Source organism: Geodermatophilus pulveris (assembly GCF_900188375.1).
Taxonomy (GTDB): Bacteria; Actinomycetota; Actinomycetes; order Mycobacteriales; family Geodermatophilaceae; genus Geodermatophilus; species Geodermatophilus pulveris.
The window spans coordinates 11,820-38,657 of record NZ_FZOO01000015.1 but is presented as its reverse complement, the minus strand read 5'-3'; the positions used below and the strand labels follow the sequence as shown (position 1 = coordinate 38,657).

General features: G+C 77.2%; 25 protein-coding genes. 3 read left to right on the top strand and 22 right to left on the bottom strand.

Annotated elements, in window-relative coordinates; translation table 11 throughout:
* The 6 genes from CHB98_RS20670 to xylA form a co-directional block, all read right to left on the bottom strand.
* Nucleotides 1-1,425 carry a cytochrome ubiquinol oxidase subunit I gene (locus tag CHB98_RS20670; protein ID WP_089307494.1) on the bottom strand — a complete coding sequence of 475 codons (1,425 nt, stop codon included), beginning with the start codon at nucleotides 1,423-1,425 and terminating at the stop codon, nucleotides 1-3.
* Between the two features lie 116 nt (nucleotides 1,426-1,541).
* Nucleotides 1,542-2,888 (bottom strand): ribosome biogenesis GTPase Der, encoded by a 1,347-nt coding sequence (gene der / locus CHB98_RS20665; protein ID WP_089307493.1) that lies wholly within the window; start codon nucleotides 2,886-2,888, stop codon nucleotides 1,542-1,544.
* A complete protein-coding gene (cmk, locus tag CHB98_RS20660) occupies nucleotides 2,885-3,571 on the bottom strand; it encodes a (d)CMP kinase (protein WP_089307492.1) in 687 nt (228 codons plus the stop codon). The genes der and cmk overlap by 4 nt, the downstream gene beginning before the upstream one ends.
* Nucleotides 3,568-3,930 (bottom strand): chorismate mutase, encoded by a 363-nt coding sequence (aroH, locus tag CHB98_RS20655; RefSeq protein ID WP_089307491.1) that lies wholly within the window; start codon nucleotides 3,928-3,930, stop codon nucleotides 3,568-3,570. The genes cmk and aroH overlap by 4 nt, the downstream gene beginning before the upstream one ends.
* 135 nt (nucleotides 3,931-4,065) lie before the next feature.
* Complete coding sequence (gene xylB, locus CHB98_RS20650; protein ID WP_089307490.1) at nucleotides 4,066-5,466, bottom strand: xylulokinase; 1,401 nt, start codon at nucleotides 5,464-5,466, stop codon at nucleotides 4,066-4,068.
* On the bottom strand, nucleotides 5,466-6,650 hold the full coding sequence (xylA, locus tag CHB98_RS20645) for a xylose isomerase (RefSeq protein WP_089307489.1): 1,185 nt from the start codon (nucleotides 6,648-6,650) through the stop codon (nucleotides 5,466-5,468). The genes xylB and xylA overlap by 1 nt, the downstream gene beginning before the upstream one ends.
* 67 nt (nucleotides 6,651-6,717) lie before the next feature.
* Here xylA and CHB98_RS20640 point away from each other — a divergent pair, with 67 nt between their 5' ends.
* A complete protein-coding gene (locus CHB98_RS20640) occupies nucleotides 6,718-7,893 on the top strand; it encodes an ROK family transcriptional regulator (RefSeq protein WP_089307488.1) in 1,176 nt (391 codons plus the stop codon).
* Here the strand turns inward: CHB98_RS20640 and CHB98_RS20635 are convergent.
* From CHB98_RS20635 to CHB98_RS20600, 8 genes are all read right to left on the bottom strand, one after another.
* Complete coding sequence (locus CHB98_RS20635; protein ID WP_089307487.1) at nucleotides 7,890-8,696, bottom strand: pseudouridine synthase; 807 nt, start codon at nucleotides 8,694-8,696, stop codon at nucleotides 7,890-7,892. The two genes, CHB98_RS20640 and CHB98_RS20635, sit on opposite strands and share 4 nt — an antisense overlap.
* 116 nt (nucleotides 8,697-8,812) lie before the next feature.
* Nucleotides 8,813-9,628: an SMC-Scp complex subunit ScpB gene (gene scpB, locus CHB98_RS20630; protein WP_089307486.1), complete on the bottom strand. Its 816-nt coding sequence runs from the start codon at nucleotides 9,626-9,628 to the stop codon at nucleotides 8,813-8,815.
* Nucleotides 9,625-10,425, bottom strand: a complete 801-nt coding sequence (locus CHB98_RS20625; RefSeq protein WP_089307485.1) for a segregation and condensation protein A — start codon at nucleotides 10,423-10,425, stop codon at nucleotides 9,625-9,627. The genes scpB and CHB98_RS20625 overlap by 4 nt, the downstream gene beginning before the upstream one ends.
* Nucleotides 10,426-10,482: 57 nt before the next feature.
* Nucleotides 10,483-10,968, bottom strand: coding sequence for a hypothetical protein (locus CHB98_RS20620; protein WP_089307484.1), 486 nt, complete (start codon nucleotides 10,966-10,968; stop codon nucleotides 10,483-10,485).
* Between the two features lie 73 nt (nucleotides 10,969-11,041).
* A complete protein-coding gene (locus CHB98_RS20615; RefSeq protein ID WP_089307483.1) occupies nucleotides 11,042-11,950 on the bottom strand; it encodes a ParA family protein in 909 nt (302 codons plus the stop codon).
* A 214-nt stretch (nucleotides 11,951-12,164) separates the two neighbouring features.
* The gene (locus CHB98_RS20610; protein ID WP_089307506.1) at nucleotides 12,165-13,160 is read right to left on the bottom strand and encodes a site-specific tyrosine recombinase XerD; all 996 of its coding nucleotides are present in this window, start codon (nucleotides 13,158-13,160) and stop codon (nucleotides 12,165-12,167) included.
* Nucleotides 13,157-14,272, bottom strand: coding sequence for an alanine dehydrogenase (gene ald / locus CHB98_RS20605; RefSeq protein ID WP_089307505.1), 1,116 nt, complete (start codon nucleotides 14,270-14,272; stop codon nucleotides 13,157-13,159). Before ald ends, CHB98_RS20610 begins: the two co-directional genes overlap by 4 nt.
* Nucleotides 14,273-14,420: 148 nt before the next feature.
* Nucleotides 14,421-14,840 (bottom strand): GlcG/HbpS family heme-binding protein, encoded by a 420-nt coding sequence (locus tag CHB98_RS20600; RefSeq protein WP_089307482.1) that lies wholly within the window; start codon nucleotides 14,838-14,840, stop codon nucleotides 14,421-14,423.
* A gap of 97 nt (nucleotides 14,841-14,937) precedes the next feature.
* Here CHB98_RS20600 and CHB98_RS20595 point away from each other — a divergent pair, with 97 nt between their 5' ends.
* Together CHB98_RS20595 and CHB98_RS20590 are read left to right on the top strand one after the other, a co-directional pair.
* Nucleotides 14,938-15,537 (top strand): hypothetical protein, encoded by a 600-nt coding sequence (locus tag CHB98_RS20595; RefSeq protein WP_089307481.1) that lies wholly within the window; start codon nucleotides 14,938-14,940, stop codon nucleotides 15,535-15,537.
* Between the two features lie 100 nt (nucleotides 15,538-15,637).
* On the top strand, nucleotides 15,638-16,237 hold the full coding sequence (locus tag CHB98_RS20590; RefSeq protein WP_089307480.1) for a hypothetical protein: 600 nt from the start codon (nucleotides 15,638-15,640) through the stop codon (nucleotides 16,235-16,237).
* Between the two features lie 42 nt (nucleotides 16,238-16,279).
* Here CHB98_RS20590 and CHB98_RS20585 read toward each other — a convergent pair whose 3' ends face one another.
* The 8 genes from CHB98_RS20585 to steA are packed head-to-tail and all read right to left on the bottom strand — an operon-like array spanning nucleotide 16,280 to nucleotide 26,680.
* The gene (locus CHB98_RS20585; protein ID WP_089307479.1) at nucleotides 16,280-16,879 is read right to left on the bottom strand and encodes an NUDIX domain-containing protein; all 600 of its coding nucleotides are present in this window, start codon (nucleotides 16,877-16,879) and stop codon (nucleotides 16,280-16,282) included.
* The gene (locus tag CHB98_RS20580; RefSeq protein ID WP_281251886.1) at nucleotides 16,879-18,633 is read right to left on the bottom strand and encodes a CTP synthase; all 1,755 of its coding nucleotides are present in this window, start codon (nucleotides 18,631-18,633) and stop codon (nucleotides 16,879-16,881) included. The genes CHB98_RS20585 and CHB98_RS20580 overlap by 1 nt, the downstream gene beginning before the upstream one ends.
* A complete protein-coding gene (locus tag CHB98_RS20575; protein WP_089307478.1) occupies nucleotides 18,608-20,977 on the bottom strand; it encodes a hypothetical protein in 2,370 nt (789 codons plus the stop codon). The genes CHB98_RS20580 and CHB98_RS20575 overlap by 26 nt, the downstream gene beginning before the upstream one ends.
* Nucleotides 20,974-22,101 carry a glycosyltransferase family 4 protein gene (locus CHB98_RS20570; RefSeq protein WP_089307477.1) on the bottom strand — a complete coding sequence of 376 codons (1,128 nt, stop codon included), beginning with the start codon at nucleotides 22,099-22,101 and terminating at the stop codon, nucleotides 20,974-20,976. The genes CHB98_RS20575 and CHB98_RS20570 overlap by 4 nt, the downstream gene beginning before the upstream one ends.
* Nucleotides 22,094-23,716 carry a murein biosynthesis integral membrane protein MurJ gene (murJ, locus tag CHB98_RS20565; protein WP_089307476.1) on the bottom strand — a complete coding sequence of 541 codons (1,623 nt, stop codon included), beginning with the start codon at nucleotides 23,714-23,716 and terminating at the stop codon, nucleotides 22,094-22,096. Before murJ ends, CHB98_RS20570 begins: the two co-directional genes overlap by 8 nt.
* On the bottom strand, nucleotides 23,713-24,600 hold the full coding sequence (locus tag CHB98_RS20560; protein WP_089307475.1) for a hypothetical protein: 888 nt from the start codon (nucleotides 24,598-24,600) through the stop codon (nucleotides 23,713-23,715). Before CHB98_RS20560 ends, murJ begins: the two co-directional genes overlap by 4 nt.
* Nucleotides 24,597-25,547 carry a copper transporter gene (locus tag CHB98_RS20555; protein ID WP_089307474.1) on the bottom strand — a complete coding sequence of 317 codons (951 nt, stop codon included), beginning with the start codon at nucleotides 25,545-25,547 and terminating at the stop codon, nucleotides 24,597-24,599. Before CHB98_RS20555 ends, CHB98_RS20560 begins: the two co-directional genes overlap by 4 nt.
* Nucleotides 25,544-26,680, bottom strand: coding sequence for a putative cytokinetic ring protein SteA (gene steA / locus CHB98_RS20550; protein WP_245821490.1), 1,137 nt, complete (start codon nucleotides 26,678-26,680; stop codon nucleotides 25,544-25,546). The genes CHB98_RS20555 and steA overlap by 4 nt, the downstream gene beginning before the upstream one ends.
* Between the last annotated feature and the right edge of the window lie 158 nt (nucleotides 26,681-26,838).

Below are 26,838 nucleotides of genomic sequence, written 5' to 3'. Positions count from 1 at the left end.
TCAGTTCTTCCTGTCGTAGTCCGCCAGGCCGACGCCCTGGTAGTCCGGCGGCGGCGCGGCCAGCAGCTGCGCCCCCGGCTTGCGGTGGACCCCGGCGCGGGCCGTGGAGGACAGCAGGTAGACGTCCAGGCCGATCAGCCCCAGGTAGACGATCCACAGGCCCACCAGCCCGACGAGCACCTCGCTGGAGGAGTTGGCGCTGACGCCCTCCTCGACGGTCAGCCACCCGTAGACCATGAACGGCTGGCGGCCCATCTCGGTGGTGACCCAGCCGGTGAAGTTGGCGATCCAGGGCAGCGGGATGAACCAGACGAGCGCCCGGAGGAACCACCGGGTCTCGTCCAGGCTCGCGCGTCTGCGCCACCACAGGAACAGGCCGAGGAAGGCGGTCGCCAGCAGCAGGGAGCCGATCGCGACCATGATGCGGAAGGACCAGTAGACCCACGTGACCGGCGGGGTGTAGCTCCCCGGGCCGAACTGCTCGTCGTACTCCTCCTCGAGCTGGTTGATGCCCTCGTAGCGGCCCTCGAGGCCGTTGTAGGCGAGGATCGAGCCGAGGTAGGGGATCTCGATGTTGACCGTGTTCTGCCGGTCCTCCTCGTCGATGACCGCGACGAGCGACCACGGCGCCGGCGACTCCGAGGTCTCCCACTGCGCCTCCATGGCCGCGAACTTCATCGGCTGGTCCTCGCGGGCGACCTGGGCGGCGGTGTGCCCGCTGAGGGCGGAGAAGACGGTGCCGATGGCGGCGAAGACCAGCCCGATGCGCAGCGCCTTGCCGAAGACGTCGGCGTCCTGCCGGCGCAGCAGGTGGTAGGCGGCGATGCCGAGCACGAAGAAGCCGGCGACCACCCACGCGCTGCCCTGCACGTGGAAGAAGTAGATCCAGGCCTTGTAGTTGAAGACGACGGCGCCGAAGTCGGTGAGCCGCGCCTGCCCGTCGACCACCTCGAACCCGACCGGGTGGTGCATCCAGGCGTTGGCCAACACGATCCAGAAGGCGCTGACCTGGGTGCCGATGGCGACCAGCCAGATGGCGGCCAGGCTCATCCAGGGCTTGAGCTTGTCCTTGCCGAACCACCACAGGCCGATGAACGTGCTCTCGAGAAAGAAGGCCATCAGCACCTCGAGGGTCAGCGGGACCCCGAAGATGTTGCCGACGAAGTAGGAGAACTGGCTCCAGTTCATGCCGAACTGGAACTCCTGCACGATCCCGGTGACCACGCCGACGGCGAAGTTGATGAGGAACAGGTGGCCGAAGAAGTTGGTCATCCGGCCGTAGACCTCGCGGCGCCGTTGGCTCACGTAGGCGAAGGTCTCCATGACCGCGATGAGGAACGCCAGCCCGACGGTGAGCGAGACGAAGAAGAAGTGGAAGATGCTCGTCGAGGCGAACTGGAACCGCGAGAGGTCCACGACGTCCACACACACCACCCGGCTGCGGTGGCCGGGCAACGGGGGCGCGGGGCTGACGCCCGGGCACCGGCCGCCCCACCCTCGCACGCGCACCGACCGGGTGGCACGCCCGGGTGGGACCGGGTTCAGCCCTTCGGCCTCTCGCTCCCCCGCCCCTCGCGGACCTTCACCGAGATCTCGATCGGCGTGCCGTGGAACCCCCACCGCTCCCGGATCTTGCGCTCCAGGAACCGCCGGTAGCCGGCCTCCAGGAAGCCGGTCGAGAACACCACGAACCGGGGCGGGCGGACGTCGGCCTGCGTCACGTACTTGACCTTCGGGGCGCGCCCCCCGCGGGCCGGCGGCGGCGTCTCCTGCACCAGGGTGCGGACGTAGGCGTTGAGCTCCGCCGTCGGCACCCGGGTCTCCCAGGAGGCCAGCGCCTCGCGCAGGTGCTGGGCCAGCTTGTCCACGCCGCGGCCGGTCTTCGCCGAGACGTTGACCCGCGAGGCCCACCGCACCCGCGCCAGGTCGCGCTCGATCTCGCGCTCCAGCTGCAGGCGGCGGTCCTCGTCGAGGGTGTCCCACTTGTTGAAGGCGATGACCAGCGCACGGCCGGCCTCGACCACCTGGGTGATCACCCGCTGGTCCTGCTCGCTGACCACCTCGTCGGCGGCCAGCAGGACGACGGCGACCTCGGCGGCCTGGATGGCGGCCTCGGTGCGCAGGCTGGCGTAGTACTCCATGCCGCTGGCGGTGTTGACCTTGCGGCGCAGGCCGGCGGTGTCGACGAACCGCCACTCCTCGCCGCCCAGGGTGACGATCGAGTCGACCGGGTCGACGGTGGTGCCGGCGACGGAGTCCACGACCGAGCGCTCGTCCCGCGCCACCCGGTTGAGCAGGCTGGACTTGCCGACGTTGGGCCGCCCGACCAGCGCCACCCGCCGCGGGCCGCCCTCCTCGTCCTCCTGCTCCCGGGGCGCCTCGGGCAGCGCGTCGAGGATCAGGTCGAGCAGGTCGCCGCTGCCCCGGCCGTGCAGGGCGCTGACCGGCTGCGGCTCGCCCAGGCCCAGCGACCACAGCTCCGAGGCGTTGGCCTCGCTGCGCTCGTCGTCGACCTTGTTGGCCACCGGGATCACCGGGCGGTCGCTGCGGCGCAGGATCCGCGCGGCGGCCAGGTCGGTGTCGGTGGCCCCGACCTGGCTGTCGACGACGAACACGATGACGTCCGCGGTGTCCATCGCGTACTGGGCCTGGCGGGTGATCGAGGCCCCCAGCCCGCTGGCCCTGGGGTCCCAGCCGCCGGTGTCGACGACGGTGAACCGCTTGCCGTTCCACAGCGCCTCGTAGGCGATCCGGTCGCGGGTCACGCCCGGGGTGTCCTGCACGACGGCGGCGCGGCGGCCCAGCACCCGGTTGACCAGCGTGGACTTGCCGACGTTGGGCCGCCCGACGACCGCCACCACCGGCAGCGGCCCGGTCTGCTCGCTCACCGCGCGGCCCCCACCGTCGACAGCGCCAGCTCGACCACCCGGTCGACGACGCCCTCCCGGTCCAGGTGGGTGCTGTCGACGACCACGGCGTCCTCCGCCGGGCGCAGCGGGCTGTCCGCGCGGCTGCTGTCGTACTCGTCGCGGCGGCGCAGGTCGGCGGCGAGCTCGGCCACCTCGGCCGGGTCGGTGACGCCCAGCTGGGCGGCCCGCCGCTCGGCCCGGGCCTCGGGGGCCGCGGTCAGGTAGACCTTCAGCGTCGCGTCCGGCAGCACGACGGTGCCGATGTCGCGGCCCTCCACGACCACCGCGTCGGCCGACGCGACCAGCGCGCGCTGCTGGTCGACCAGCCGGCGGCGCACCGACGGCACCGCGGAGACCGCGGACACCGCGCGGGTGACCTCGGCGCCGCGGATGCGCACGGCGACGTCGACGCCGTCCACCTCCACCGTCTCGGTGTGCGCCTGCGTCCCGACCTCGATGCGCGCCGCGGCGACGACCGCCGCCACGGCCTCGGCGTCCTCGGGGTCCACCCCGGCGTCCAGCACCGCGACGGTCGCCGCCCGGTACATCGCCCCGGTGTCCAGGTAGGCCGCCCCGAGCCGGGCGGCCGCCTCCCGCGCGACGCTGGACTTGCCCGTACCCGACGGGCCGTCCAGCGCCACCTGCCCCACGAAGTCGCTCACTGGGCGATGTCCCGCCGCAGCGCCGTCGCCCCGCGCAGGTACACGTGCTGCACCTCGGCCCGCGGCCGGTCGGTCTCCACGTGCGCCATCAGCCGCAACACCCGGGGCAGCGCGTGCGGCACGTCCATCTCCGTGGCGCACATCAAGGGGACGTCGCCGAAGCCGAGCTCGCGGGCGGCCAGCGCCGGGAACTCCGAGACCAGGTCCGGGGTGGCGGTGAACAGGATGCTGATGACGTCGTCGCGCTGCAGGCGGTTGCGCTCCATCACCGTGCTCACCAGCTCGCGGGTCGCGTCGAGGACCAGCTCGCGCTCGTCGGCGTCGACCTGCGTCGCGCCCCGGATGGCTCGGACGGCCACTGCCACTCTCCTCGATCGGTGCGGGTCCACGGGTCGCCGTGGCCCTCGGTCGAGTCTAGGTACCGCCCGCCACCCGGCCCGCCCGGCGTCGGCACCGCCCCCCGGGTGCCTCCGGCGCGCGAGCGGCACCCCGGGTCAGCGGGGGCGGGTCGCGGTGAGGTCGCGGACCTCCGCGTAGCGCTCGCGCACCCGCGGCACCGGGTCGGTCTCGTACCGCTCGGTGCCCGGCCGGGGCCAGTCCGGCGGGGTGTCGCCGCCGGCCAGCACCCAGGCGGCCTGCCGGGCCGCGCCGTCGGCCACGTACTCCCCCGGCGGGGGGCCGAGCACCGGCACCCCGAGGACGGCGGGGGCGATCCGACGCACCGCTGCCGAGCGGGCACCCCCACCGACGAGCAGCACCCGCCGGACCGGGGTGCCGGTCGCGGCGACGGCGTCCAGCCCGTCGGCCAGCCCGCACAGCAGGCCCTCCACCGCGGCCCGGGCCAGGTGGGCGGGCTCCGCGGTGGCCAGGGTCAGGCCGTGCAGCGCGCCGGTGGCGTCCGGGCGGTCCGGCGTCCGCTCGCCCTCCAGGTAGGGCACCAGCACCAGGCCGCCGGCGCCGGGCGGGGCGGACAGCGCCAGCCGGGACAGCTCGTCGAGGTCCACCCCCAGCAGCCGCGCGGTGGCGTCGAGCACCCGGGCGGCGTTGAGGGTGGCGACCAGCGGCAGGAAGTTGCCGGTGGCGTCGGCGAACCCGGCCACCGTGCCCGACGGGTCGGCCGCCGGGGTGGTGGAGACGATCGACACCACGCCGGAGGTGCCGACCGAGCAGACGACGTCGCCGGGCTCGGCGGCCAGACCGAGCGCCGCGGCGGCGTTGTCGCCGGTGCCCGGGCCCAGCACCACCCCGTCCGGCGTCGACCCGGCGCGCTCGGCCGGGCCGAGCACCCGCGGGACGACGGCGGCGTGGCCGAGGGCCCGCTCCAGCAGGTCGGGCCGGTACTCCCCCGCCGCCGCCGACCAGTAGCCGGTGCCGCTGGCGTCGCCGCGGTCGGTGACCAGCCCGTCGAGGCCCGGCCGGCCGGCCAGCACCCAGGTCAGCCAGTCGTGCGGCAGGCAGACCGCGGCGGTGCCGGCGGCGTGCGCGGGCTCGTGCTCGGCCAGCCAGCGCAGCTTGGTCACCGTGAAGGAGGCGACCGGCACGACGCCCACCGCGTCGGCCCACGCCCGCCCGCCGCCGAGCTCGGCGGTGAGGTCCCGCGCCGCGCCGGCCGAGCGGGTGTCGTTCCACAGCAGCGCCGGGCGCACCACCGCGCCGCCGTCGTCGAGGCAGACCATGCCGTGCTGCTGGCCGCCGACGGCGACCGCCGCGACGTCGTCCAGCCCGCCGGCCTGCGCCAGCGCCCGCTCCAGCGCGGACTCCCACGCGGCCGGGTCGACCTCCGTGCCGTCCGGGTGCGGCGCCCGGCCCTCGCGCACCAGCGCGCCGGTCCGGGCGTCGCGGACGACGACCTTGCAGGCCTGGGTCGAGGAGTCGACGCCGGCGACCAGGGGCATCAGCGCGCGCCGAGCAGGTGCTCCACCGCCAGCTGCGCCAGCCGCACCTGCCCACCCGGACGGCGGCCGGCGGCGTCGGCGTCGAACTCCTCGAACGCCGAGCGGTCGGCCAGCAGGTCCGCGGGCGACTCGCCGTCGGCCAGCGTCGGCCGGGCCAGCTCCGGCACCCGGGCGGCGGCCAGCGCCTCGGCGACCTCCGGGTCGGCCCGGAACGCCCGGGCCCGCTCGCGCAGCAGCAGGTAGGTGCGCATGTTGGCCGCCGCGGAGGTCCACACGCCGTCGAGGTCCTCGGTGCGCAGCGGCTTGTAGTCGAAGTGCCGCGGCCCGTCGTAGGCCGGCCCGCCGTCCGGGCCGCCGTGCTCCAGCAGGTCGACGGTGGCGAAGGCGCTGAGCAGGTCGCCGTGGCCGAAAACCAGGTCCTGGTCGTACTTCGGCCCGTGCTGGCCGTTGAGGTCGATGTGGAACAGCTTGCCCTGCCACAGCGCCTGGGCGATGCCGTGCGTGAAGTTGAGCCCCGCCATCTGCTCGTGCCCGACCTCGGGGTTCAGGCCGACCAGGTCGGCGTGCTCCAGGGTCGCGATGAACCCGAGCGCGTGCCCGATGGTGGGCAGGAAGATGTCGCCGCGCGGCTCGTTCGGCTTGGGCTCCAGGGCGAACCGCAGGCCGTAGCCGCGGTCCTCCGAGTACTGCGCCAGGGTGTCGATGCCCTCGCGGTAGCGGTCCAGCGCCGCGCGCAGGTCCTTGGCGGAGTCGACCTCGGCGCCCTCGCGGCCGCCCCACAGCACGTAGGTGCGCGCGCCGAGCTCCGCGGCGAGGTCCATGTTGCGCATGACCTTGCGCAGCGCGTACCGGCGGACGTCGCGGTCGTTCGCGGTGAGCGCACCCTCCTTGAACACCGGGTGGGTGAACAGGTTGGTGGTGGCCATGGGGACGACCAGGCCGGTCTCCTCCAGGGCCGCCTTGAACCGCTCGACGTGCCTGCTCCGGTCGGCGTCGCCGCTGCCGGACGGGACGAGGTCGTCGTCGTGGAAGGTCACGCCCGAGGCGCCCAGCTCCGCCAGCCGGTGCACGCTCTCGACCGGGTCCAGCGCCGGGCGGGTGGCGTCGCCGAACGGGTCGCGGGCCGGCCAGCCGACGGTCCAGAGACCGAAGGTGAACGGGACGTCGCGGGGCTCTGCGGTCATCGAGGTGTCCCTCCATCGGATTAGTTCTTCCATAGAACATAAGCGGTCGGCTGGCTAGGCTCAACCGGTGACGCCGACCCCCGCGGCGCGGCAGTCGACGCTGCGCAGCAGCAACCTGGCGCTCGTGCTGCGCACCGTGTGCGCCGACGGCCCGCTGTCCCGCGCCGACGTCGCCGCCCGCACCGGGACCACGCGGGCGACCGCTGCCCGGCTGGTCGACGAGCTGGTCGCCGGCGGGCTGGTCGACGAGGGCGAGCGCCCCGCCCGGCCCCGGCGCGGGCGCCCGGCGACGCCGCTGCTGCCCGGCGCGCGCGTCGGGGCGCTCGGCCTGCAGGTCGACGCCGGCCTGCTCGCCGCCCGCGTGCTCGACCTGCGCGGCCGGGTGGTCGCCGAGCACGTCGAGGACGACGACCTGGTCGGCAGCGACCCGGCGGGCACGCTGGACCGGCTGGGCGTCCTGGCGGCCGGCCTGCTGGCCGGCCTGCCCGCGGGGCTCCACCTGGCCGGCGCGGGCCTGGCGCTGCCCGGTCTGGTGGACGGCGACCTGCTGCTGCGCGCGCCGAACCTCGGCTGGACCGACGTCCCCGCGCCGGACCTGCTGGCCGCGCACCTGCCCGGCGGGCTGCGTCCGGTGCCGGGCAACGAGGCCGACCTGGCCGCGCGGACGGTGGCCGACACCGCGCCCGGCCGGCCGGGCCGGACGCGGGACTTCCTCTACCTGTCCGGGCAGATCGGCATCGGCGGCGCGGCCGTGCTGGGCGGGCGGGTGCTGACCGGCAGCGCCGGGTGGGCCGGCGAGGTGGGCCACGTGTGCGTCGACCCCACCGGGCCGGCCTGCCGCTGCGGCTCCACCGGCTGCCTGGAGCAGTACGCCGGACGGCACGCGCTGCTCGCCGCCGCCGGGCTCGCCCCGGGCACCCCGCTCGCCGAGGTCGTGGCCCGGATCGGGGAGCCGCGCGTGGGCCGGGCCCTCGACGCCGCGGCCGACGCGCTGGGGGTCGCGCTGGCCGGCGTGCTCAACGTGCTCGACTTGCCGGTCGTCGTCCTCGGCGGGCACCTGGCCGCACTCGCCGACGTGCTGCGGCCCCGGCTGGAGGAGCTGCTGTGCCGGCGGGTGCTCTCGGCGCGCTGGCGCCGTCCGGCCGTCCTCGCCGTGCCCGGGGCACCGGCCGCGGGGGCCACGGGCGCGGCGCTGCAGGCGATGGACGGCGTCCTGGCCGACCCCGCCCGCCGGCTGGGCTAGAGCCCGACGGTGTCCGCCAGGGCGCCGAGCTCGGCGCGGGTGAGCCGGCGGATCGACCCGCTGCGCATCCGCTCCAGCCTGACCGGCCCCACTGCGGTGCGGGTCAGCCGGGACACCGGCAGGCCGACGGCGGCCAGCAGCCGGCGCACGATGTGCTTGCGCCCCTCGTGCAGCACCACCTCGACCACCGACTGGCCGGCGTGGGTGTCCACCAGGCGGAAGGAGTCGACCTTCACCGGGCCGTCGTCCAGCTGCACGCCGGCGCGCAGCCGGCGGCCCAGGTCGCGGGGCACCGAGCCGGACACCTGGGCCAGGTAGGTCTTCTTCACCTCGTAGGAGGGGTGGGCCAGCCGGTGGGCCAGCTCGCCGTCGTTGGTGACCAGCAGCAGGCCCTCGGTGTCCTGGTCCAGCCGGCCGACGTGCACCAGGCCGGGGGCCAGGTCGCCGACCATGTCGCCGACGGTCGGGCGGTTGCGGTCGTCGCTCATCGCGGTGATGACGCCGGCGGGCTTGTTCAGCGCGTAGGTCACCGTGTCGTCGCGCAGCTCGATGCGGCTGCCGTCGACGGCGATCCGGTCGCGCAGCGGGTCGACCCGCATGCCCTGCACGGTGACGACCGCGCCGTTCACGCTGATCCGCCCCTGGTCGACCATGTTCTCCACGACCCGGCGCGAGCCGACCCCGGCGCGGGCGAGCACCTTCTGCAGCCGCTCCCCCTCCTCGGCGGCCTCGCTGCGCGCGCGGTCGGCGGGGTGGGGAGGGGCGAGCTCCATGTCGGCGTCGTCGTACGGGGCGCTGTCCATCGCCGGCCAGTCTCCCACCCGGCGGGCCGCCGTCCACCGCTCCCTCGATCGGACGGACCCCGGCCCCGGGCCTCGCCCGCGTGCCGCCCGCCCCCGAGGGCTGGCCGCCCCCCGCGTCAGGCGTCGGGGTGCTCGTCGAGCACCGACGACGGCTCGGGCAGCAGTGGGCCGAGCGGCGGCAGCTCGTCGAGGCTCGCCAGGCCCAGCCGCTCGAGGAACAGCGCGGTGGTGGCGTACAGCCCGCCGCCGCTGTCGGGGTCGGTGCCCACCTCCCGGACCAGCCCGCGGCCGAGCAGCGTGCGCATGACGCCGTCCACGGCCACGCCGCGGATGGCCGCCACCCGGGCGCGGGTCACCGGCTGGCGGTAGGCGATGACGGCGAGGGTCTCCAGGGCGGCCTGGGTGAGCCGGCTGCGCTGGCCCTCGGCGAGGTGCCGCTCGACCACGTCGGCGTACTGCTCGCGGGTGTACAGCCGCCAGCCCTCCCCCACCCGGCGCAGCGTGATGCCGGCGCCGCGCGCGTCGTACCCGGCGGCCAGCTCGGCCAGGGCGGCGCGCACCCGCGGCGGCTCGCAGCGCAGCGCGCCGGCCAGCGTGACCTCGTCCACGGCGGTGTCGGCGACGAACAGCAGCGCCTCCAGCCCCCCGCGCAGCGCCGCCGGGTCCACGGCGGGCGCCGGCGCCGGGGGGAGCTGCGGCTCCGGCTCGGGCGCCGGCTCCGGGCCGCCGGCGGCGGGCGGCGGCAGCGGCTCGGGCTCCCCCACCGGGGCGGGCTCGGCCACCGCGGCCGGCCGCTCGCCGACCCGGGCGGCCAGCTCGGCGGCGACGGCGTCCCAGGTGGCCGCGTCCGCGGCGTCGCCGCCCCGCGCCCGGGTGGCGGCCAGCTCCTGGGCCAGCGCGTCCCAGGAGATCGGCGGCCGCTCCCCGGTCATGCCGCCGCCTCCGCGTCGGCCGGCCCGGGGCCGGCGCCGCCGGTCCAGCGCACGTGCAGCTCGCCGAGCGGGGTGAGCTGCTCGAACACGACCCGCTGCTGGCGGTACAGCTCCAGGAGCGCCAGGAACCGGGCGATGACCTCCCGGGTGTGCCCGCAGTCGGCGGTCAGCGCGCGGAAGCTCGCCGTCCCGGCGCCGAGCAGCCGGTCGCTCACCAGCACGAGCTGCTCGGCAACGCTCACCGGCGGGGCGTGCAGGTGGGCCACGCCGACCGCCGGCGGCACCCGCGGGGTGAGCGCCCGGGTGGCCAGCGCGGCCAGCTGCTCGGGGGTGACGCCGAGCAGCACCTCGGGCAGCAGGTCGGCGAAGCGGGGCTCCAGCGCGGCGTCGCGGGCGTGCCGGCGGGCCGCGACGGCCTCGCCCTCGCGGAGGAACGCGGCGGCCTGCTTGTAGGCGCGGTACTGCAGCAGCCGGGCGAACAGCAGGTCGCGGGCCTCGAGCAGCTCGAGGTCCTCGTCGTCCTCCACCTCCGCCGCGGGCAGCAGCCGGGCGGCCTTGAGGTCCAGCAGCGTCGCGGCGACGACGAGGAACTCGCTGGCCTGGTCGAGGTGCAGCTCGTCGCCGAGGGCGCGCAGGTGGGCGATGAACTCGTCGGTGACCGTGGACAGCGCGATCTCGGTGACGTCCAGCCGGTGCTTGGCGATCAGCTGCAGCAGCAGGTCGAACGGGCCCTCGAAGTTGGCCAGCCGGACGGTGAACCGCCCGCTGCCGGCCTCCGGGGTCTCCGTCGTCGTCACACGGTCAGCCTAGGAGTGGTCACCGACAGTGGCGGCCGCGCGGTGCGCCCGGCCGGCCTACTTCCGCAGCCGCTGCACCAGCACCGAGTCCTCGCCGCGCTCGGCGAGGTCCGCGAGCAGCACGCCGATCGCCTCGCGCACGATCCGCCCGCGGTCGGCGGCCACGCCGTGCTGGCCGCGCAGCGTCAGCCGGGCGCTCTCCAGGGCCAGCAGCTCCTCGGCGGAGATGTACACGGTGATCTTCTCGTCGTGCCGGACCCGCTCGGCGCGCTGCGCGCGGCCGCGGCGCACCGGGCCCGGCGCCGGGGCCGGCGGGGGCGTGCGGAAGCCGGCCAGCGGGTCGGCGTCGCCGCCACCGCCGGGCAGCAGGGTCAGCGGCGCCGCCGCCTCCGGCGTGCCCTCGGCCCGCCGCGGTCCGCCGCGCAGCGCCGGGGAGCTCACCGTGGCGCTGATGCTGGGCAGCTCGGTGACCTCCGGCTCCGGCTCGGTGTCGGTGCGGCGGAACAGCTCCGCGGCACCCGGGAGGACGGGACGCCGCGTCACGCCGCCACCTCGGCGGCGCTCGGCGGCTGCGTGCCGCCGCGTGCTGGGCCCATCGGTGACCTCGCGAGCCCGGTCACAGTGCGAGGACCTCCTTGGCCAGGTCCCGGTAGGCCGACGCGCCCGTGGACGTCGGTGCCCAGGTGGTGATCGGCTGCCCGGCGACCGTGGTCTCCGGGAAGCGCACGGTGCGCTGGATGACCGTCCGGAAGACGGTGTCGCCGAAGGCCTCGACCACCCGGCTGAACACCTCGCGGCAGTGCACGGTGCGCGCGTCGTACATCGTGGCGAGGATCCCGGAGATCTCCAGGTCGGGGTTGAGCCGCTCCTTGACCTTCTCGATGGTGTCGACCAGCAGCGCCACCCCGCGCAGCGAGAAGAACTCGCACTCCAGCGGGATGACCACGCCCTGCGCGGCGGTCAGCGCGTTGACCGTCAGCAGGCCCAGCGAGGGCTGGCAGTCGATGAGGACGTAGTCGTACTCCTCGCGGACGTCGGCGAGCACCCGCAGCAGCGTCTGCTCCCGGGCCACCTCGCTGACCAGCTGCACCTCGGCCGCGGACAGGTCGATGTTGCTGGGGACCAGGTCCAGGCCGGGGATGTCGGTGGCCACCCGCACGTCGCGCAGCGAGGTGCGCCGCTCCATGAGGGCGTTGTAGATGGTCCGGTCCAGGTTCTGCGCCGGCACGCCGAGGCCGACCGACAGCGCCCCCTGCGGGTCCAGGTCGATGAGCAGCACCTTGCGGCCGTACTCCACCAGCGCGGCACCCAGGTTGATGGCCGACGTGGTCTTGCCGACGCCGCCCTTCTGGTTGCACATCGCGATCACCCGCGCGGGGCCGTGCCGGGTCAGCGGCTTGGGGTCCGGCAGCTTGCGCATGCGCGCGCGGGCCGGGTCCAGCCGCGGGGCGGCGGCGCCCATCTCGGGCTCGGGGTCGGTCGGGAGCGCCAGGGCCGGTCCGGCCGCGTCCCCTCGGATCGCCATCGCTGTCGTGTCCTCCACCTCGTGCCCGTCCCGGTGCCTGCGCCGGTGCGTCAGCCGATCTGCCGCGCGGGGTGCACTGACGGTAGGGAGGCCACCACGGCCCGCCCAGGAGGCACGCCGGACCACGTGTCGACTTGGCGACCCCTGACAACACACGCGTCACATCCAGCCGAAGGAGCTGGCAGATGACGCCGACGTCTCCCGGCGACCGCTGTCAGGTCAGCGCGCGCGGGTGGCTGCTGGCGTACACCTCGCGCAGCCGGTCGACGGTGACCAGGGTGTAGACCTGCGTGGTGGTCACCGAGGCGTGGCCGAGCAACTCCTGGACGACGCGGACGTCGGCCCCGCCGTCGAGCAGGTGGGTGGCGAAGGAGTGCCGCAGCGTGTGCGGGGAGACCGTGCGCGCCAGGTCGCCGTCCACCCCGCCCGCGCGCGCGGCCGCCGCCCGCAGGATGGACCAGGCGCTCTGCCGGGACAGCGTCCCGCCGCGGGCGTTGAGGAACAGCGCACCCCCGCGCACGCCGGTGCGGCCCGCCGCGGCCAGCGCCGGCCGGGCGCGCACCAGGTAGTCCTCGACCGCGCGGAGCGCGAAGGAGCCGACCGGCACGATCCGCTGCTTGCCGCCCTTGCCGGCCAGCCGCACCACCGACTGGCCGCGGTCCAGGTCGTCGACGGCCAGCCCGACCGCCTCGGAGATCCGCGCCCCGGTGCCGTACAGCACCTCCAGCAGCGCCCGGTCGCGCAGCCCGCGCGGGCCCTCCAGCGTGCCCGCGGCCTCGATCAGGGCGACCACCGACTCCACCGGGATGGCCTTGGGCAGCCGGCGGGCCGGCGCCGGCGGGCGCACCTCGGCGGCGACGTCGTCGGGCACCAGCCCGTCGAGCAGCGCGAAGCGGTGCAGCCCGCGGACGGCGACCACCGCGCGCGCCGCCGAGGTGGCCGACAGCGGCGGGTGGCCGTCGTCGCCCTGCCGGAGCGCCGCGAGGAAGCCGGCGACGTCGGACTCGGCGACCTCGCCCAGCCCGCGCACGCCGGCCGCGTCGAGGAACTCCGCATAGCGGCGCAGGTCGCGGCGGTAGGAGGTGATGGTGTTGGCGGCCAGCCCGCGCTCGACGGTCAGGTGGTCGAGGTAGCCGGAGACCGCCCGCTCGACGTCACCGGTGGCGGTGGCGGTGGCGGTGACGGTGGCGGTGGCGGTGGCGGTGGTCAGGGCAGCACCTCCGCCAGCGGGACGGCGGTCATCCCGTGCGCCTCCGCGACCTCGGGCAGCACCACCTGGCCGGCCACCACGTTGACCCCGTGGGCCAGCGCCGGGTCGCCGTGCGCGGCGGCCGCGGTGCCCCGGCCGGCGAGCGCCATGACGTAGGGCAGCGTCACGTTGGTCAGCGCGTGCGTGGAGGTGTTGGGCACCGCGCCGGGCATGTTGGCCACGCAGTAGAAGACCGACTCGTGCACCCGGAAGGTCGGGTCGTCGTGCGTCGTGGGCCGGCTGTCCTCGAAGCAGCCGCCCTGGTCCACGGCGATGTCGACCAGCACCGATCCGGGCTTCATCCGCTTGACCAGGTCGTTGCTCACCAGGGTGGGCGCCTTGGCGCCGGGGACGAGCACCGCGCCGATCACCAGGTCGGCGTCCAGGACGGCCCGCTCCACCTCGTAGGCGTTGGAGGTCACCGTCTGCAGGTGGCCGCGGTAGACGTTGTCGGCCGCGCGCAGCTTGTCGACGTCGCGGTCGAGCACGACCACCTCGGCCTGCATGCCCAGCGCGATGGTGGCGGCGTTCATGCCCGACACCCCGGCGCCGATGACGACCACCTTGGCCGCGTAGACGCCCGAGACCCCGCCGAGCAGCACCCCGCGCCCGCCGTGCGCCCGCTCCAGGCTGTGCGCCCCCACCTGCGGCGCCATGCGGCCGGCGACCTCGCTCATCGGCGCCAGCAGCGGCAGCGCGCCCCCAGCGGTCTGCACCGTCTCGTAGGCGATCGCGGTGGTGCCGGAGGCGAGCAGCGCGTCGGTGCACTCCCGGGACGCGGCCAGGTGCAGGTAGGTGAACAGCGTCTGCCCGGCCCGCAGCCGGGGGTACTCCTCGGCGACCGGCTCCTTCACCTTGAGCAGCAGGTCGGCGTCGGCCCACACGTCGTCGGCGTCCGCGACGATCGTCGCCCCGGCGGCGGTGTAGTCGGCGTCCGGGATGGAGGAGCCCTCCCCCGCGCCCCGCTCGACGAGCACGGCGTGCCCGGCCCGCGCCAGCTCGGTCACCCCCGCCGGGGTGAGCGCCACCCGGTACTCCCGGTTCTTGACCTCTCGGGGAACCCCGACCCGCATCGTCGCCACTCCTGGTCCCGGTGTGCGGCCCGAGGGTGACGGGCGTCCCACCGTCTCGTGGGCGCACCCGGTCGGGGCGCGCCTCGCGCGGAGTCTAGGCAGCGGCGGCCGCTGCGGGCGGCCCGGCGTGCCGGGTCCCCCGGAGGGGTCAGCCGGCGCTGGTCGCGTAGCCGCAGGCGGTGACCGCGGCGCTGCAGACGTCCTCGTCCTGCTGGCCGGTGCCCCCGCTGGCGCCCAGCGCCCCGACCAGCCGGCCCTCGGCGTAGACCGGCACGGCGCCCGGCTGCGGCGTGAAGCGACCCCCGGTCATGGCGGTCAGCGCGGTGGAGAAGTTGGGCAGGCTGTCCATCTTGGCCTTCTGCCCGGCGCTGGGCATGCCGTAGGCCGCCGCGGTCCAGGCCTTGCCCTGGGCGACGTCGGTGGAGATCCACGGGGCGCCGTCGGTGCGCAGCAGGGCCACCAGGTGGCCGGCTGCGTCCATGACGGCGAAGGACATGGGCACGCCGACGCGGGCGCACTCGTCGCGGGCGGCGGACAGCAGGGACTGGGCCTGGTCGGAGGTCAGCACGGACCCACCCTGCCAGCACCCCGGGGCGCTCCGCCTGCGGGGCGCCGTCGCGGGGCGGAGGGTGGGCGGGTCCACGACCTGCGCAGGAGGAGTGCCCGTGCGCCCGTACGCCCCGTCCCCCGCCGTGCGCGCCCGCCAGCTGGCCGCCGACCTCGGGCTGGTCGCCTGGCTGGTGCTCTGGGTGGTCGTGGCCCGCACGGTGCACGGCGCGGTCCTCGCCCTGGCCGAGCCGGGCCGCGCCGTCGAGGACCTCGGCGCCGCGGTGGCCGGCAGCATGTCCTCGGCCGCGGAGGCCGCCGAGGACGTCCCGCTCGTCGGCGACGAGCTGGCCGCGCCGTTCGCGGCCCTCGGCTCGGCCGGCGGCTCGGTGGGCGGTGCGGGCCAGGGCGCGCAGGACGCCGTCGGCACGCTGGCCACGGTGCTCGCCGTGGTCCTGGTGGCGCTGCCGGTGGGCTGGGCGCTGCTGCGCTGGCTGCCGTGGCGGCTGCGCTGGTGGCGGGCGGCCGGCGCCGCCCGGCGGCTGGCGACGACCGACCCGGGCCTGCTCGCGGCGCGGGCGCTGGCCACCGCCCCGCTGTCCCGGCTGGCCGCGCTGCCGCCGGGCACCGCGGACGCCTGGCGGGACGGCGACCCGGCCGCCACCCGGGCGCTGGCGGCCGTGGAGCTCGAGCGCCTCGGGCTGCCCGGTTGGGGTTGAGGGGACGGCTGGGACTGCCGATGTCGCAGGCGACACCGGGAGGTACGGCGTGGCACGGCGGGCAGCACGGCGGGGACGCGGCACCGGCACGGTCGCGGCGGTGGCGGCGGTCGGGCTGATCGCGCTCAGCGGCCCGGTCACCGGGGTCGCCGCGGCGGTCACCGCCACCCGGACGGCGCTGCCCGCGGCCCCCGCGCCGGCGGCCGCCCTGCCCCGCCCGGTGACCGTCCTCGCCGTCCCGCCCGCGGCGCCGGCCGTCGTCCCCCCGGTGGACACCGTCGCCATCCCGCGCCCGCGGCGGATCGAGGTCGCGGTGCGCCCCGGCGTGCCCCACGGCGTCGCGCCGGAGCTGCGGGTGCCGGAGGCCCCGTGCGGGGGCTACGCCAACCCGCGCCGGATCGTCCCCGGCGTGGTGCCCGGCGTGGCCTCGGCGACGGTGAGCTGGCAGGCCGACGGGCACGCGGGGGTGCGGGGCTACCGGGTGCAGGCGGTCGGCCAGCGGCTGGTCACCGGCCTGCAGCCCGACCCGCCGGTGCAGCTCGCCGCGCAGCCCGCGGACTGCGCGCCGGTCACGGTCGCCTTCGCCGGGCTGGCCTCCGGCGTCCCCTACGTGTTCTGGCTGGAGGAGGAGGTGCTCGACACCCGGGGCGTGCCGCGCTGGGTGCAGGTCGGCACCTCGGCCCCCGTCGTCATCGGCTGACCTCCGCGGCGAGGGGCGCCGATCCCGCCGACGCGGACCGGCCTACTCCGCGTCGGCGGGGCGCAGGCGGGCGCCGGTGGCGCGGGCGTGCGCGGCACCCAGCACGCCGATGACCGCCGAGGAGTTGCGGATCCCCCCGGAGAAGACCCGCTGCACGGCCTCCTCCAGCGGCACCCGCTCCACGGTCATGTCCAGCTCCTCGTGCTCGACGACGAAGCCCTCCGGCCGGTCCGCGGCCGACAGCCCCTCGGCGAGGTAGACGAGCACCTCCTCGGTGCAGAAGCCCGGCGTGGAGTAGTCGTTCGCCAGCAGCGACCAGCGCTCCGCGGCCAGCCCGGCCTCCTCGGCGAGCTCGCGCCGCGCGGTGGCCAGCGGGGCCTCCCCGTCGGCGTCACGCAGGCCGGCGGGCAGCTCCCACAGGTAGCCGCGCACCGGGTGCCGGTACTGGCGGACCAGCACGATGCGCCCCTCGTCGTCCACCGCGGCCACGGCCACCGCGCCGATGTGCCGCACCACCTCGCGGACGCTGTCCCCGCCGCCGGGCATGGCCACGGTGTCCTTGACCAGGGTGATGATCCGGCCGGCGTGCACGGTCTCGGTGGCCAGCACCTCGTACTCGCCGGGCCGCGCGGGCTCGGCCATCAGATGCCGACCTTCTCGGCCTCGTCGAGCGGCACGGGCAGCCGCGCGGACTCCGAGAAGCCGATCGCGGCCTGCACGAACGCGGCGAACAGCGGGTGCGGCCGGGTCGGGCGGCTCTTGAGCTCCGGGTGGGCCTGGGTGCCGACGAAGAACGGGTGCACCTCGCGCGGCAGCTCGGCGAACTCGACCAGCAGCCCGTCCGGGGAGGTGCCGGAGAAGACCAGCCCGGCCTCGCCGATGCGGTCGCGGTAGGCGTTGGCCACCTCGTAGCGGTGCCGGTGCCGCTCGGTGGTCTCCGTCGCGCCGTAGGCCTGGGCGACGACCGACCCGCGCAGCAGCGTCGCCGGGTAGCTGCCCAGCCGCATCGTGCCGCCCATGTCGCCGCGCCCGGCGACCACGTCGACCTGGCTGGCCATCGTGGCGATGACCGCGTCGGGGGTGTCGGGGTCGAACTCCGTGGAGTTGGCCTCGGCCAGCCCGGCCAGGTTGCGCGCGGCCTCGATGACCATGCACTGCAGGCCCAGGCACAGCCCCAGCAGCGGGACGCCGTTGACCCGCGCGTAGCGGATCGCGCCGAGCTTGCCCTCGATGCCGCGCACCCCGAACCCGCCGGGCACGCAGATGCCGTCGACGCCGGCCAGCGCCCGCTCGGCGCCCTCGGGGGTCTGGCAGTCGTCCGACGGCACCCAGCGGATCTGCACCCGGCTGCGGTGGGCGAACCCGCCGGCCCGCAGCGCCTCGGTCACCGACAGGTAGGCGTCGGGCAGGTCGATGTACTTGCCGACCAGCGCGATGGTCACCGTCTGCCGCGGGGCGTGCACCCGGTCGAGCAGGTCGCCCCACACGGTCCAGTCGACGTCCCGGAACGGCAGGCCCAGCCGGCGGACGACGTAGGCGTCCAGGCCCTCCCGGTGCAGCACCTTGGGGATGTCGTAGATCGACGGCGCGTCGGGGCAGGAGATGACGCCCTCGGCGTCCACGTCGCACATCAGGCTGATCTTGCGCTTGAGGCCGGTGCCGATCTCCCGGTCCGAGCGGCAGACCACCGCGTCGGGCTGGATGCCGATGCTGCGCAGCGCGGCCACCGAGTGCTGCGTCGGCTTGGTCTTCAGCTCCCCGGACGGCGCGATGTAGGGAACCAGGGAGATGTGCAGGAAGAAGCAGTTGCCGCGGCCGATCTCGTGGCGCACCTGCCGGGCGGCCTCCAGGAACGGCAGCGACTCGATGTCGCCGACCGTGCCGCCGACCTCGGTGATCACCACGTCGACGCGGTCCCGCCGACCCGGCCCGCCCCCCTCGGCGGCGGCCAGGATGCGGGCCTTGATCTCGTTGGTGATGTGCGGGATGACCTGCACGGTGTCGCCCAGGTACTCCCCGCGCCGCTCCTTGGCGATCACGTCGGAGTACACCTGGCCGGTCGTGACGTTCGAGCGGCCGGTCAGGTCGGTGTCCAGGAACCGCTCGTAGTGCCCGATGTCCAGGTCGGTCTCGGCGCCGTCCTCGGTGACGAAGACCTCGCCGTGCTGGAACGGGTTCATCGTCCCGGGGTCGACGTTGAGGTAGGGGTCCAGCTTCTGCATCGTGACCCGCAGGCCACGGCCGGTCAGCAGGGCGCCCAGGGAGCTGGCCGTCAGGCCCTTGCCGAGGGAGGACACAACCCCGCCGGTGACGAAGACGAACTTCGTCGGCTGGGAGTTGTGGAGCAGGCCCCGTGCTCCGTAGTCGTCGTCACGCGTGCCATGCGGTCGATCCACGGGAGACGACCGTAACACCCCCGGTGGGCTCCCCCGGCCCGGCGCCGGGCGCGCCGCCGCCCGCGCCGGGGGTGCGGCGCGGGCCGGCGGCCAGCCCGACCAGCAGCGGCACCAGCAGCGCCGCCGCCGTCGCGGGCACCGCCACGCCGGAGTCGTTGGCCGCCGCCCCGAGGGCGAGGCTGGCGGCGGTGGCCAGCAGCCCGGCGCGCAGCACGGCGCGGTCCGCGGGCGCCAGCAGGTCGTCGCGGCCGCGCAGCAGCCCGGGACCGTGCAGCCGGGCCGGCAGCCGGCCGTCCCGGCGCCCCCGGCCGGGGCGGACCAGCCAGACGGCGGCCACCAGGGCCACCGGCAGCAGCCAGGCCAGCGGGCTGCCGAGCAGGATGTCCAGGTTGGCCTGCGCCTTGCGGCTGACCACCGTCCACGCCTGGCCGGTGAGCAGCTGCTCGACGAACCGGCCCAGGTGGCTGCGCTGCTCGGCCGGCCGCAGCCAGTCCACGAACGCCAGCGCGCCGACGGCGGCGCCGGCCAGCACCAGCACCGCTCCCATCCGGGGCACCGTCACCCGCGTGCCGGTGAGCAGCATGGCCAGCAGCACGAACCCGGGCAGCGCGGCCAGCACGCCGCCGAAGTCGCGCCCGAGGGCCGGCGTCCCGACGACGACGACGGTCAGCACCCCGGCGCCCAGCACCACCGCGGCGGTGACCGCCCGGGCCCGGCCGGCCGGCGCCCGGCGGCCCGCGGCCGTGGCGGCCGCGGCGGTCACGAGCAGCGCGCCGACCGCCAGCAGCCCGGAGCTGAGGTTGCCGTAGCCGGTGAACCGCCCGGCCACGATCGCGTCGTAGCCGAGCAGGCCGTCCAGCTCCAGGTGCGAGCCGGTGAGCGCGTCGCCGACCAGGGTGGCCAGGGTGACCGCCAGGACGGCGAGCGGCGGCCCCAGCGGGGAGCGGCGCCACGGCCCCCCGGCGGCCAGCGTGGTGACCGCCAGCGTGGCGAGCAGCAGGCTCCCGGCCAGCGCCGGGCGCGGGGCGGCGGCCCGCTCCCACGGCAGCAGGCCGGCGAGCAGGGTGGCCACCGGCACCGCGGCCGCGGCCAGCGCCAGCAGGCGCAGCGCACGCCACCGCCCGGCCCGCCCGCCGCGGGCCGCGAGCAGCCCGAGGCCGACGACGGCGGCGTCCAGCGCCACCAGCCCCCAGAAGAAGACGCCGGTGCTGCGGTGGTGCACGGTGGCGGCGGTGTCCGCCCGCTGCAGCGCGGCCACCGCGGCGGCCAGCGGCGGGCGCTCCCCCTCGGCCAGGAGCGCCTGCCCGTTCATCGACGCCGGGCGGTCCAGGCCCAGCGCGGCCAGGACGGTGGGCGCGACGTCGATGAGCTGCACGTAGGGCGCCCGGCCGGTGCTCGCCGACGTCAGCCACCGCTCGCCGGTCAGAGCCGCACCCGAGGCGATGCCGACGTGCAGCCGCGGGCGGCCGTCGCCCACCTCGGACACGCCGGTGAGCAGCAGCAGCGTCTCCCCCGGCGCGGCGGCCACGGCGTCCGCGAGGCGGCCCACGGCGGCGTCGACGGCGGCCAGCGCGGCCGCCCGCGGGCGGGGCTCGGTGCCGGTGTCGCTGGGCTGCAGGCCCGGCTCGCCGGCGTCGGCGAGGTCGTCGAGGCCGACCAGCACCAGCGGGCAGCCGGTGAGCAGCTCGGCGGGGTCGGCCGGCAGTTGCGCGCTGCGGGTCAGCGCCACGCCCGGGGCGGCGGCGGCCAGCGCGGGCGCCCGGCCGGCGACGGTGGCGCAGCCGACCGCCTCCCCCAGCACCGCCGGGTCGGCGCCGAACCGGGCGGTCGCGGGGTCCGCGGCGACCGCGGCGACGGCGGCCTGCGGGTCGGCCAGCCCGGTGTCGGCCAGCTGCTCCTGCAGGCCGCAGGACGACAGCGCCGGGCCGGCCGGCGAGAGGGGCTCCGGTGCGGGGGCGTCGTCCGGCGCCGGCGCCCCGGGGGTCTGCCCGGGCAGCGGGACGGTGGGCAGCGGCACCGGCGGGATCGACTCGTCCGGGGCCGGGAAGCGGGCGCGGTTGCCCGCGCCGAGGGTCGACCAGCCGTCCAGCACGCAGGTCGTCGAGCGGGCGGCGCGCACCGACACCGCGCCGATCGGCGAGCCCTCGGCCAGGTCCCACAGCCGCGGGGTGGCCCGCGGGTCGACGTCGTCCCACACCAGCCCGGGGACGCCGACGACGACCACGCGGTCCGCCGTCCCCCCGGCCGGTGCGGCCGCGGCCGGGGCGGCGGTCAGCAGGGCGGCCAGCGCGGTGAGGACGGCGAGCAGCAGCGCCGCGGGCCGGGTGGTCGGGGTCCGGGTCACCGCGGGTCGCCGAGCAGCTCGCGGTAGACGGCGACCAGCTGGCGGGCGGTGGCCGCGTCGTCCGGCCAGGTGGCCGCCTGCGCGGTGCCGGCCGCGGCCAGCGCCTGCGCGCGGGCGGGGTCGGCCAGCAGCGCGCTGACCGCGTCGGCCAGCGCGGCGGCGTCGCCCGGGGGCACCAGCTCGGCGCCGTCGCCGAGCAGCCCGGGCAGCCCGCCGGTGCGGGTGGCCACCAGCGGCGTGCCGGCGCGCAGCGCCTCCTGCGCGGTCAGCGAGCGGGCCTCCCAGCGCGACGGCAGCACCGCGACGTCGGCGGCGGCCAGCAGGTCGGCGACGTCGGCGCGCCGGCCCAGCAGCGCCACCGGCAGCCGCTCGGCGGCGATGCGGGCGGCCAGCTCCCCGTGCAGCGGCCCGTCGCCGGCGACGGCGACCAGCGGCGGGCGGGGCCCGGCCGCCCAGCGCGCGGCCGCGTCCAGCAGCACGTCGTAGCCCTTCTGCGGGTGCAGCCGGCCCACGGCGAGGACCAGCGGCCGCCCGTCGGGCAGGCCGAGGCGGGCCCGCACCTGCGCCGCGGGCCGCGCGGGGGCGGCCAGCGGCGGGGCGGAGACGGGGGCGACCCGCACGTCCCGGGCGCCCTGCCGCCAGGCGTTCTCGGCCAGGTCGCCCGACGCGGCCAGCACGACGTCGGCGCCGCGGACGGTGGCCCGCTCGGCCAGGGCGAGCACCCGGCGCAGCGCGCCGCGGCCCGCGGGCACCGGGTTGTGCAGGGTGAGCACCAGGGGCCGGGCGCGGTCGCCCAGCCGGCGGGCGGCGGCGGCCACCAGCCCGGCCCGCAGGCCGTGGGCGTGCACCAGGTCGGCGTCGGCGGTGGCCCGGCGCAGCGCGGCGACGGCGCGGGCGTCGGCGGCCGGCGCCAGGCCGGCGGAGATCCCCACCGGGGCGAAGCCGGCCCCGGCGGCGGTGAAGCCGAACAGCTCCTCGGTGGCCCGCGGGCCGCACACCCGGACGGCCGCGCCCGCGTCGCGCAGCGCCGGCAGCACCGCGCGCACGTGGGTGCCCACCCCCCCGGTGCTGGTGGCCAGCACCTGGGCCACCCGGCGGCCCTGCAGGGGGAGCCGCTCAGCCACCGTGCACCTCCTGGGGTTCGCTCCGTCGCAGCCCGCGCACCGCGTCCCGCAGGGGGCGGCGCGCCGTCCCCATCATGACCGCGGCGGCCACCCCCGCCGCGGTCGCCGCGGCGAGCGCGCCGGCGCCGAGGGTGGCGAGCAGGCCGCCCTGCGGCACCGGGTCGGCGCCGAGGGCGCCGGCGACGGCCAGCCCGGCAGCGGCGGCCGGCACGGCGGCGGCCAGCGCGGACAGCCCGGTGCGGGCGACGCCGGCCAGCCCCGCCGGGCCGGTGACCCGCGCGGTGACCGCGAGCAGCGCCAGGCCGGCCACGGTGACCCCGGTGCTGTGGCCGGCGGCCAGCGCGGCGGCCCGGTCGGACGCGGGCAGCACCGCGGCCAGGACGACGTCGGCGGCCACCGCGACCAGCCAGCCGCCGAGCACGCACGCCGTCGGCGCCCGCCACAGGCCGCGGGCGTACAGCGCGCGGGCCAGCACGGCCACCAGGCCGTAGCCGGGCAGCCCGGGGGCGAAGGCGGCGACGGTGTCCCGGAGCGCGCCGACGACCGCGGCCGGCTGCCCGGCGAGGAACAGCCCGGCCATCGGCCCGGCGACGGCCACCAGCACGGCGGCGGCCAGGGTCGAGGCGACGACGACCAGGACCACCACCGGTGCCAGCGCCCGGCGGAACCCCGCCTCGTCGCCGGCGCCGGCGCGCTCGGCGAGCCCTGGGTACGCCGAGGTGGCCAGCGGCACGGCCAGCGCGGCCCACGGCACGAGGAAGACGGTCAGCCCGGCGACGTAGACCACCTGGGTGCCGTCGGGGGCGCCGGCGCTGGCCAGCCGGATGGCCACGGCGGCCACCAGCTGCTGCCCGGCCAGGGTGAGCACGCCGGCCACCGCCAGCCGGCGCACCCGCGGCGCCACCCCCACCGGGAAGCGCAGCGCCGGCCGCAGGCCCAGCCCCAGCCGGCGCACCGGCGGCAGCAGGCACAGCGCCAGCGCGGCCACGCCGAGCGTCGTCCCGACGGTGAGCACCAGCTCCGCCGGCGTGCCGAGGTCCTCCACGGTCCGGCTGCCGCCGACCGCGGCGAAGGCCAGGTAGGCGCCGGCGACGACGATGCTGGACAGCAGCGGGGCCAGCGCGGGGGCGGCGAAGCGGCGGTGGGCCTGCAGGACGCCGGTGAGCACCACGCCGATGCCGTAGAGCACCACCTGCGGGGCGAAGACCACCAGGAAGCGGGCGGCGAGCTCGACCTCGGCCGGGTCCCCGGTGCCCAGCAGCAGCCGGGCGACCGGGCCGGCGCCCAGCGCGAGCGCCACCGCCAGCGGGGTGAGCACCAGCAGGGTCCAGCCGAGCAGCGCCGACGCGGTGGCCCGCACCTGCGCCCGGTCGCCGGCCGCGATGCCCCCGGCCAGCATCGGCACCACCAGGCTGGCCAGCGCGCCCCCGGCGACCACCTCGAAGACGATGTTCGGCACGGTGTTGGCCGCCGCGTAGGTGTCGCCGGTGCTGCCGGCGCCGACGGCGTTGGTGAACACCAGCGTGCGGCCGAAGCCGGCCAGCCGGGCCAGCACGGTGAGGACGGCGATCAGCGCGGCCGCACCGGCGACCCCCCGGAGGAGCTGCCGGTTCACGCGGCGCGGCGGCCGAGCCGGTCCAGCTCGCGCAGCCCCGGCGTGGCCTCGATGACCCGGGTGAAGCTGACCCGCTCGCTGGCCAGGGTCAGCGCGACGACCGCCGCCAGCGCCCCCGCGCGCGCCGGGCGGCCGGGCACCGCGGCCAGCCGCAGCCCGAGCAGCGCGCCGGCGGCGTTGGCGCCGCAGTCGCCCAGCATGACGCGTTCGGCGAGGTCGGCCGGCAGCACCGCCAGCGCGGCGCCCAGCGGGCCGGCCACCAGCGGGCCGGCCGGGCCGGGCAGGCCGGCCGCGGCGGCCAGCGCGACGGCCTTGGCCGCGCGGCCGGGGCGCAGGTCGAGCAGGTTGACCAGGTTGGCGGTGCCGGCGACCAGCCCGGTGGTGAGGACGGCGTCGGCCGGGGTGAGGCCAGGGAACGGCCGCGCTGCAGGGTCCCGGGCCGAGCGGAGCGAGGCTCGGGGGGCAGCGGGGTCCTTCATCAGGACGGCGGCGGCCGCGGCGGCGGCGCCGATGCCGGCGACCTTCACCGCGCCGGCCGAGACCCGCCCGGCGCGCAGCGCGCGCAGGTGCCCGGCCAGCCCCTTGTCGCGGGCCTGCTCGGGGCGGGCACCGGCCAGGTCGTCGTAGCCGCCGACCAGCCCGGACACCGCGCCGGCCACCGCCGCGGCGGCCCGGGTGCCGGCGGGGGCGCCGGCCACCGCGGACGCCGTCGCCGCGACCGCCAGGGCCGGCCCGCCGAGCAGGGTGACCGGCCGGCCGGCGTGGTTGGTGCGCCGCCACCGCGCCCCGGCGGGGCGGGCGTCCAGGGCGGCGGCCGCGGCCAGCCCGAGCCGGGCCGCGGCCGCCCCGCCCAGGGCCGGCAGCACCCGGCGCCGGGCGCTCACGGGGTGGTGGCGGGGACCGGCGGCACCGGCTGGGTGTCCTCGCCGGTGCCGTAGGCGCCCGAGGTGCCCTCGCTCTCCCGCCCGAGGGCGAGCACCGCGCTGACCCGGCCGGCGGCGGAGTCGACGTCGTCCACGGTGGACACCGCGGCGGAGTCCTCCGGGTCGGCGCGCAGGACCCCGATCAGCCCGGTCTCGCCGGCCGCTGCGGCGTCCCCGGCGACGACCGCGCCGGACCCGGCGGCGTCCAGCGCCAGCGCCAGGTCGACCAGGGTGTCGGTGCGCTGTTCGGCGTCCTCACCGGTGGGGGCCCCCGCGGTCAGCAGGAGGGCGAAGTCGGCGGGGGTGACCCCGGTGGACTCCACGTCCAGCACGTCGAGGGCGCGCAGCCCGGCCAGCACGGTGGAGACCGCGGCGGTGTCCGGGGCGGCGCCGGAGGCGGCCGGGCGGACGAGCACCTGGGCCATCAGCGAGCCGACCAGCTGCCCGGTGTCGTCGGTCTCCGGCAGGGTGACCCCGGTGGGCAGGCCGGGCCCGGTGACGTAGCTCTGCACCTCCGCGGCGGTGGCCGGGTCGCTGTAGCCCGGCTGCAGGCGGATGGTGCCGGTCACCGTGCCGCCGGCCTGGCCGACGAGCGAGGCGACCTCCTCCACGGTCTCGGCGGGCACGTCCTCGTCGGTGGCGACGAGCAGCACGCCGCGGTCGGCCAGGGTGCCGGCGACCAGGGACGGGGCGACCGCGGCGGCGAAGGCGTCGCCGGTGTCGACGCGGGCCTGCAGCTCCTCCGTCTGCGTCTCCAGCTCCCGCTTGTCCTCGGCGAGCGCGGCCACCTCCCCCTCGAGGCTCTCCAGGATCGGGGCGTTGAGCGCGGTGGTGCCGATGACGATGCCCAGCGCCACGGCCAGGAAGACCGCGATCAGCGAGACCAGGTGGTAGCGGAAGTCGATCACGAGAAGAGGTTCTCCAACCAGAACACGAAGCTGCTCCACTGGTCGACCAGCAGGTCGAGGTAGACCCGGCCGGCCGCCGACACCGCCAGTGCCGAGCCGATGGCCACGAAGGCGGCCAGCACCAGGACGACCAGCGTCAGCGTGGAGATGCGGCTGCGGTAGAGCCGGCTCACGCCCTTGGCGTCGACCAGCTTGCCGCCCAGCCGCAGCCGGGTGAGGAAGGTCGAGGCCATCCCGCCGCGGCCCTTGTCCAGGAACTCCACCAGGGTGGCGTGGGTGCCGACGGCGACGATGAGCGAGGCGCCCTTCTCGTCGGCCAGCAGCATCGCGATGTCCTCGCTGGTGGCCGCGGCCGGGAAGGTGATCGCCTCGACGCCGAGGTCCTGCACGCGGGCCAGGCCCGGGGCGCGCCCGTCGGCGTAGGCGTGCACGACGACCTCGGCGCCGCTGCGCAGGACGTCGTCGCTCACCGAGTCCATGTCGCCGATGATCATGTCCGGGCGGTGGCCGGCCTCGACCAGCGCGTCCGCGCCGCCGTCGACGCCGATGAGCACCGGCCGGTAGTCCCGGATGTAGGACCGCAGCGCCTGCAGGTCCTCCTTGTAGTCGTAGCCGCGGACGACGACCAGCACGTGCCGGCCCTCGATCGGCGTGGCCACGTCCGGGACGCCGACGCCGTCGAGCAGCAGCGCGCGCTCGCGCCGCATGTACTCCATCGTGTTGGTGGCGAAGGCCTCCAGCTGGACCGACAGCCCCGCCCGCGCCTCGGCCATCGCCTCGGCCACGGTCCCGGGGGTCTGCGCGGTGCCCTCGGCGAGCACGGTGCCGTCCTCGGTCAGCAGCCGGTGGCCGTCGACGCGGACCGTCGTCCCCTCCCGGACCGCCGACAGCACCTCCTTGCCGACGCCGTCGACCAGCGGGATGCCGGCGCCGACCAGGATCTCCGGGCCCAGGTTGGGGTAGCGGCCCGAGGTGCTGGGCGCGGCGTTGACGACCGCGGCCACCCCGCAGGCGACCAGCGAGTCGGCGCTGACCCGGTCGATGTCGACGTGGTCGATGACCGCGACGTCCCCGGGCCGCAGCCGCTTGGTGAGGTTCTTGGTGCGGCGGTCCAGCCGCACGGTGCCGGTCACTCCAGGGGCCGCAACGGGTGCCCGGCCGCGGCGGAGGGAGCCGATGCGCATGGCCTGCACTCTCCCACGGGACCCGGGGCCACCCGGCCTCCGACGCGCCTCGGCGACATACCAGTCACGGAGAGTGTCCGACACCACGTGGCCCGCGACACGCCGAG

Bases quoted from the DNA above. Each gene is read 5' to 3' on its own strand.
- xylB (WP_089307490.1), bottom strand. From the start codon at position 5,466: ATGCCCCTGGTCGCCGGCGTCGACTCCTCGACCCAGGCCTGCAAGGTC.
- xylA (WP_089307489.1), bottom strand. From the start codon at position 6,650: ATGACCGCAGAGCCCCGCGACGTCCCGTTCACCTTCGGTCTCTGGACC.
- CHB98_RS20635 (WP_089307487.1), bottom strand. From the start codon at position 8,696: ATGGACAGCGCCCCGTACGACGACGCCGACATGGAGCTCGCCCCTCCC.
- scpB (WP_089307486.1), bottom strand. From the start codon at position 9,628: ATGACCGGGGAGCGGCCGCCGATCTCCTGGGACGCGCTGGCCCAGGAG.
- CHB98_RS20615 (WP_089307483.1), bottom strand. From the start codon at position 11,950: ATGGCGATCCGAGGGGACGCGGCCGGACCGGCCCTGGCGCTCCCGACC.
- ald (WP_089307505.1), bottom strand. From the start codon at position 14,272: ATGCGGGTCGGGGTTCCCCGAGAGGTCAAGAACCGGGAGTACCGGGTG.
- CHB98_RS20585 (WP_089307479.1), bottom strand. From the start codon at position 16,879: ATGGCCGAGCCCGCGCGGCCCGGCGAGTACGAGGTGCTGGCCACCGAG.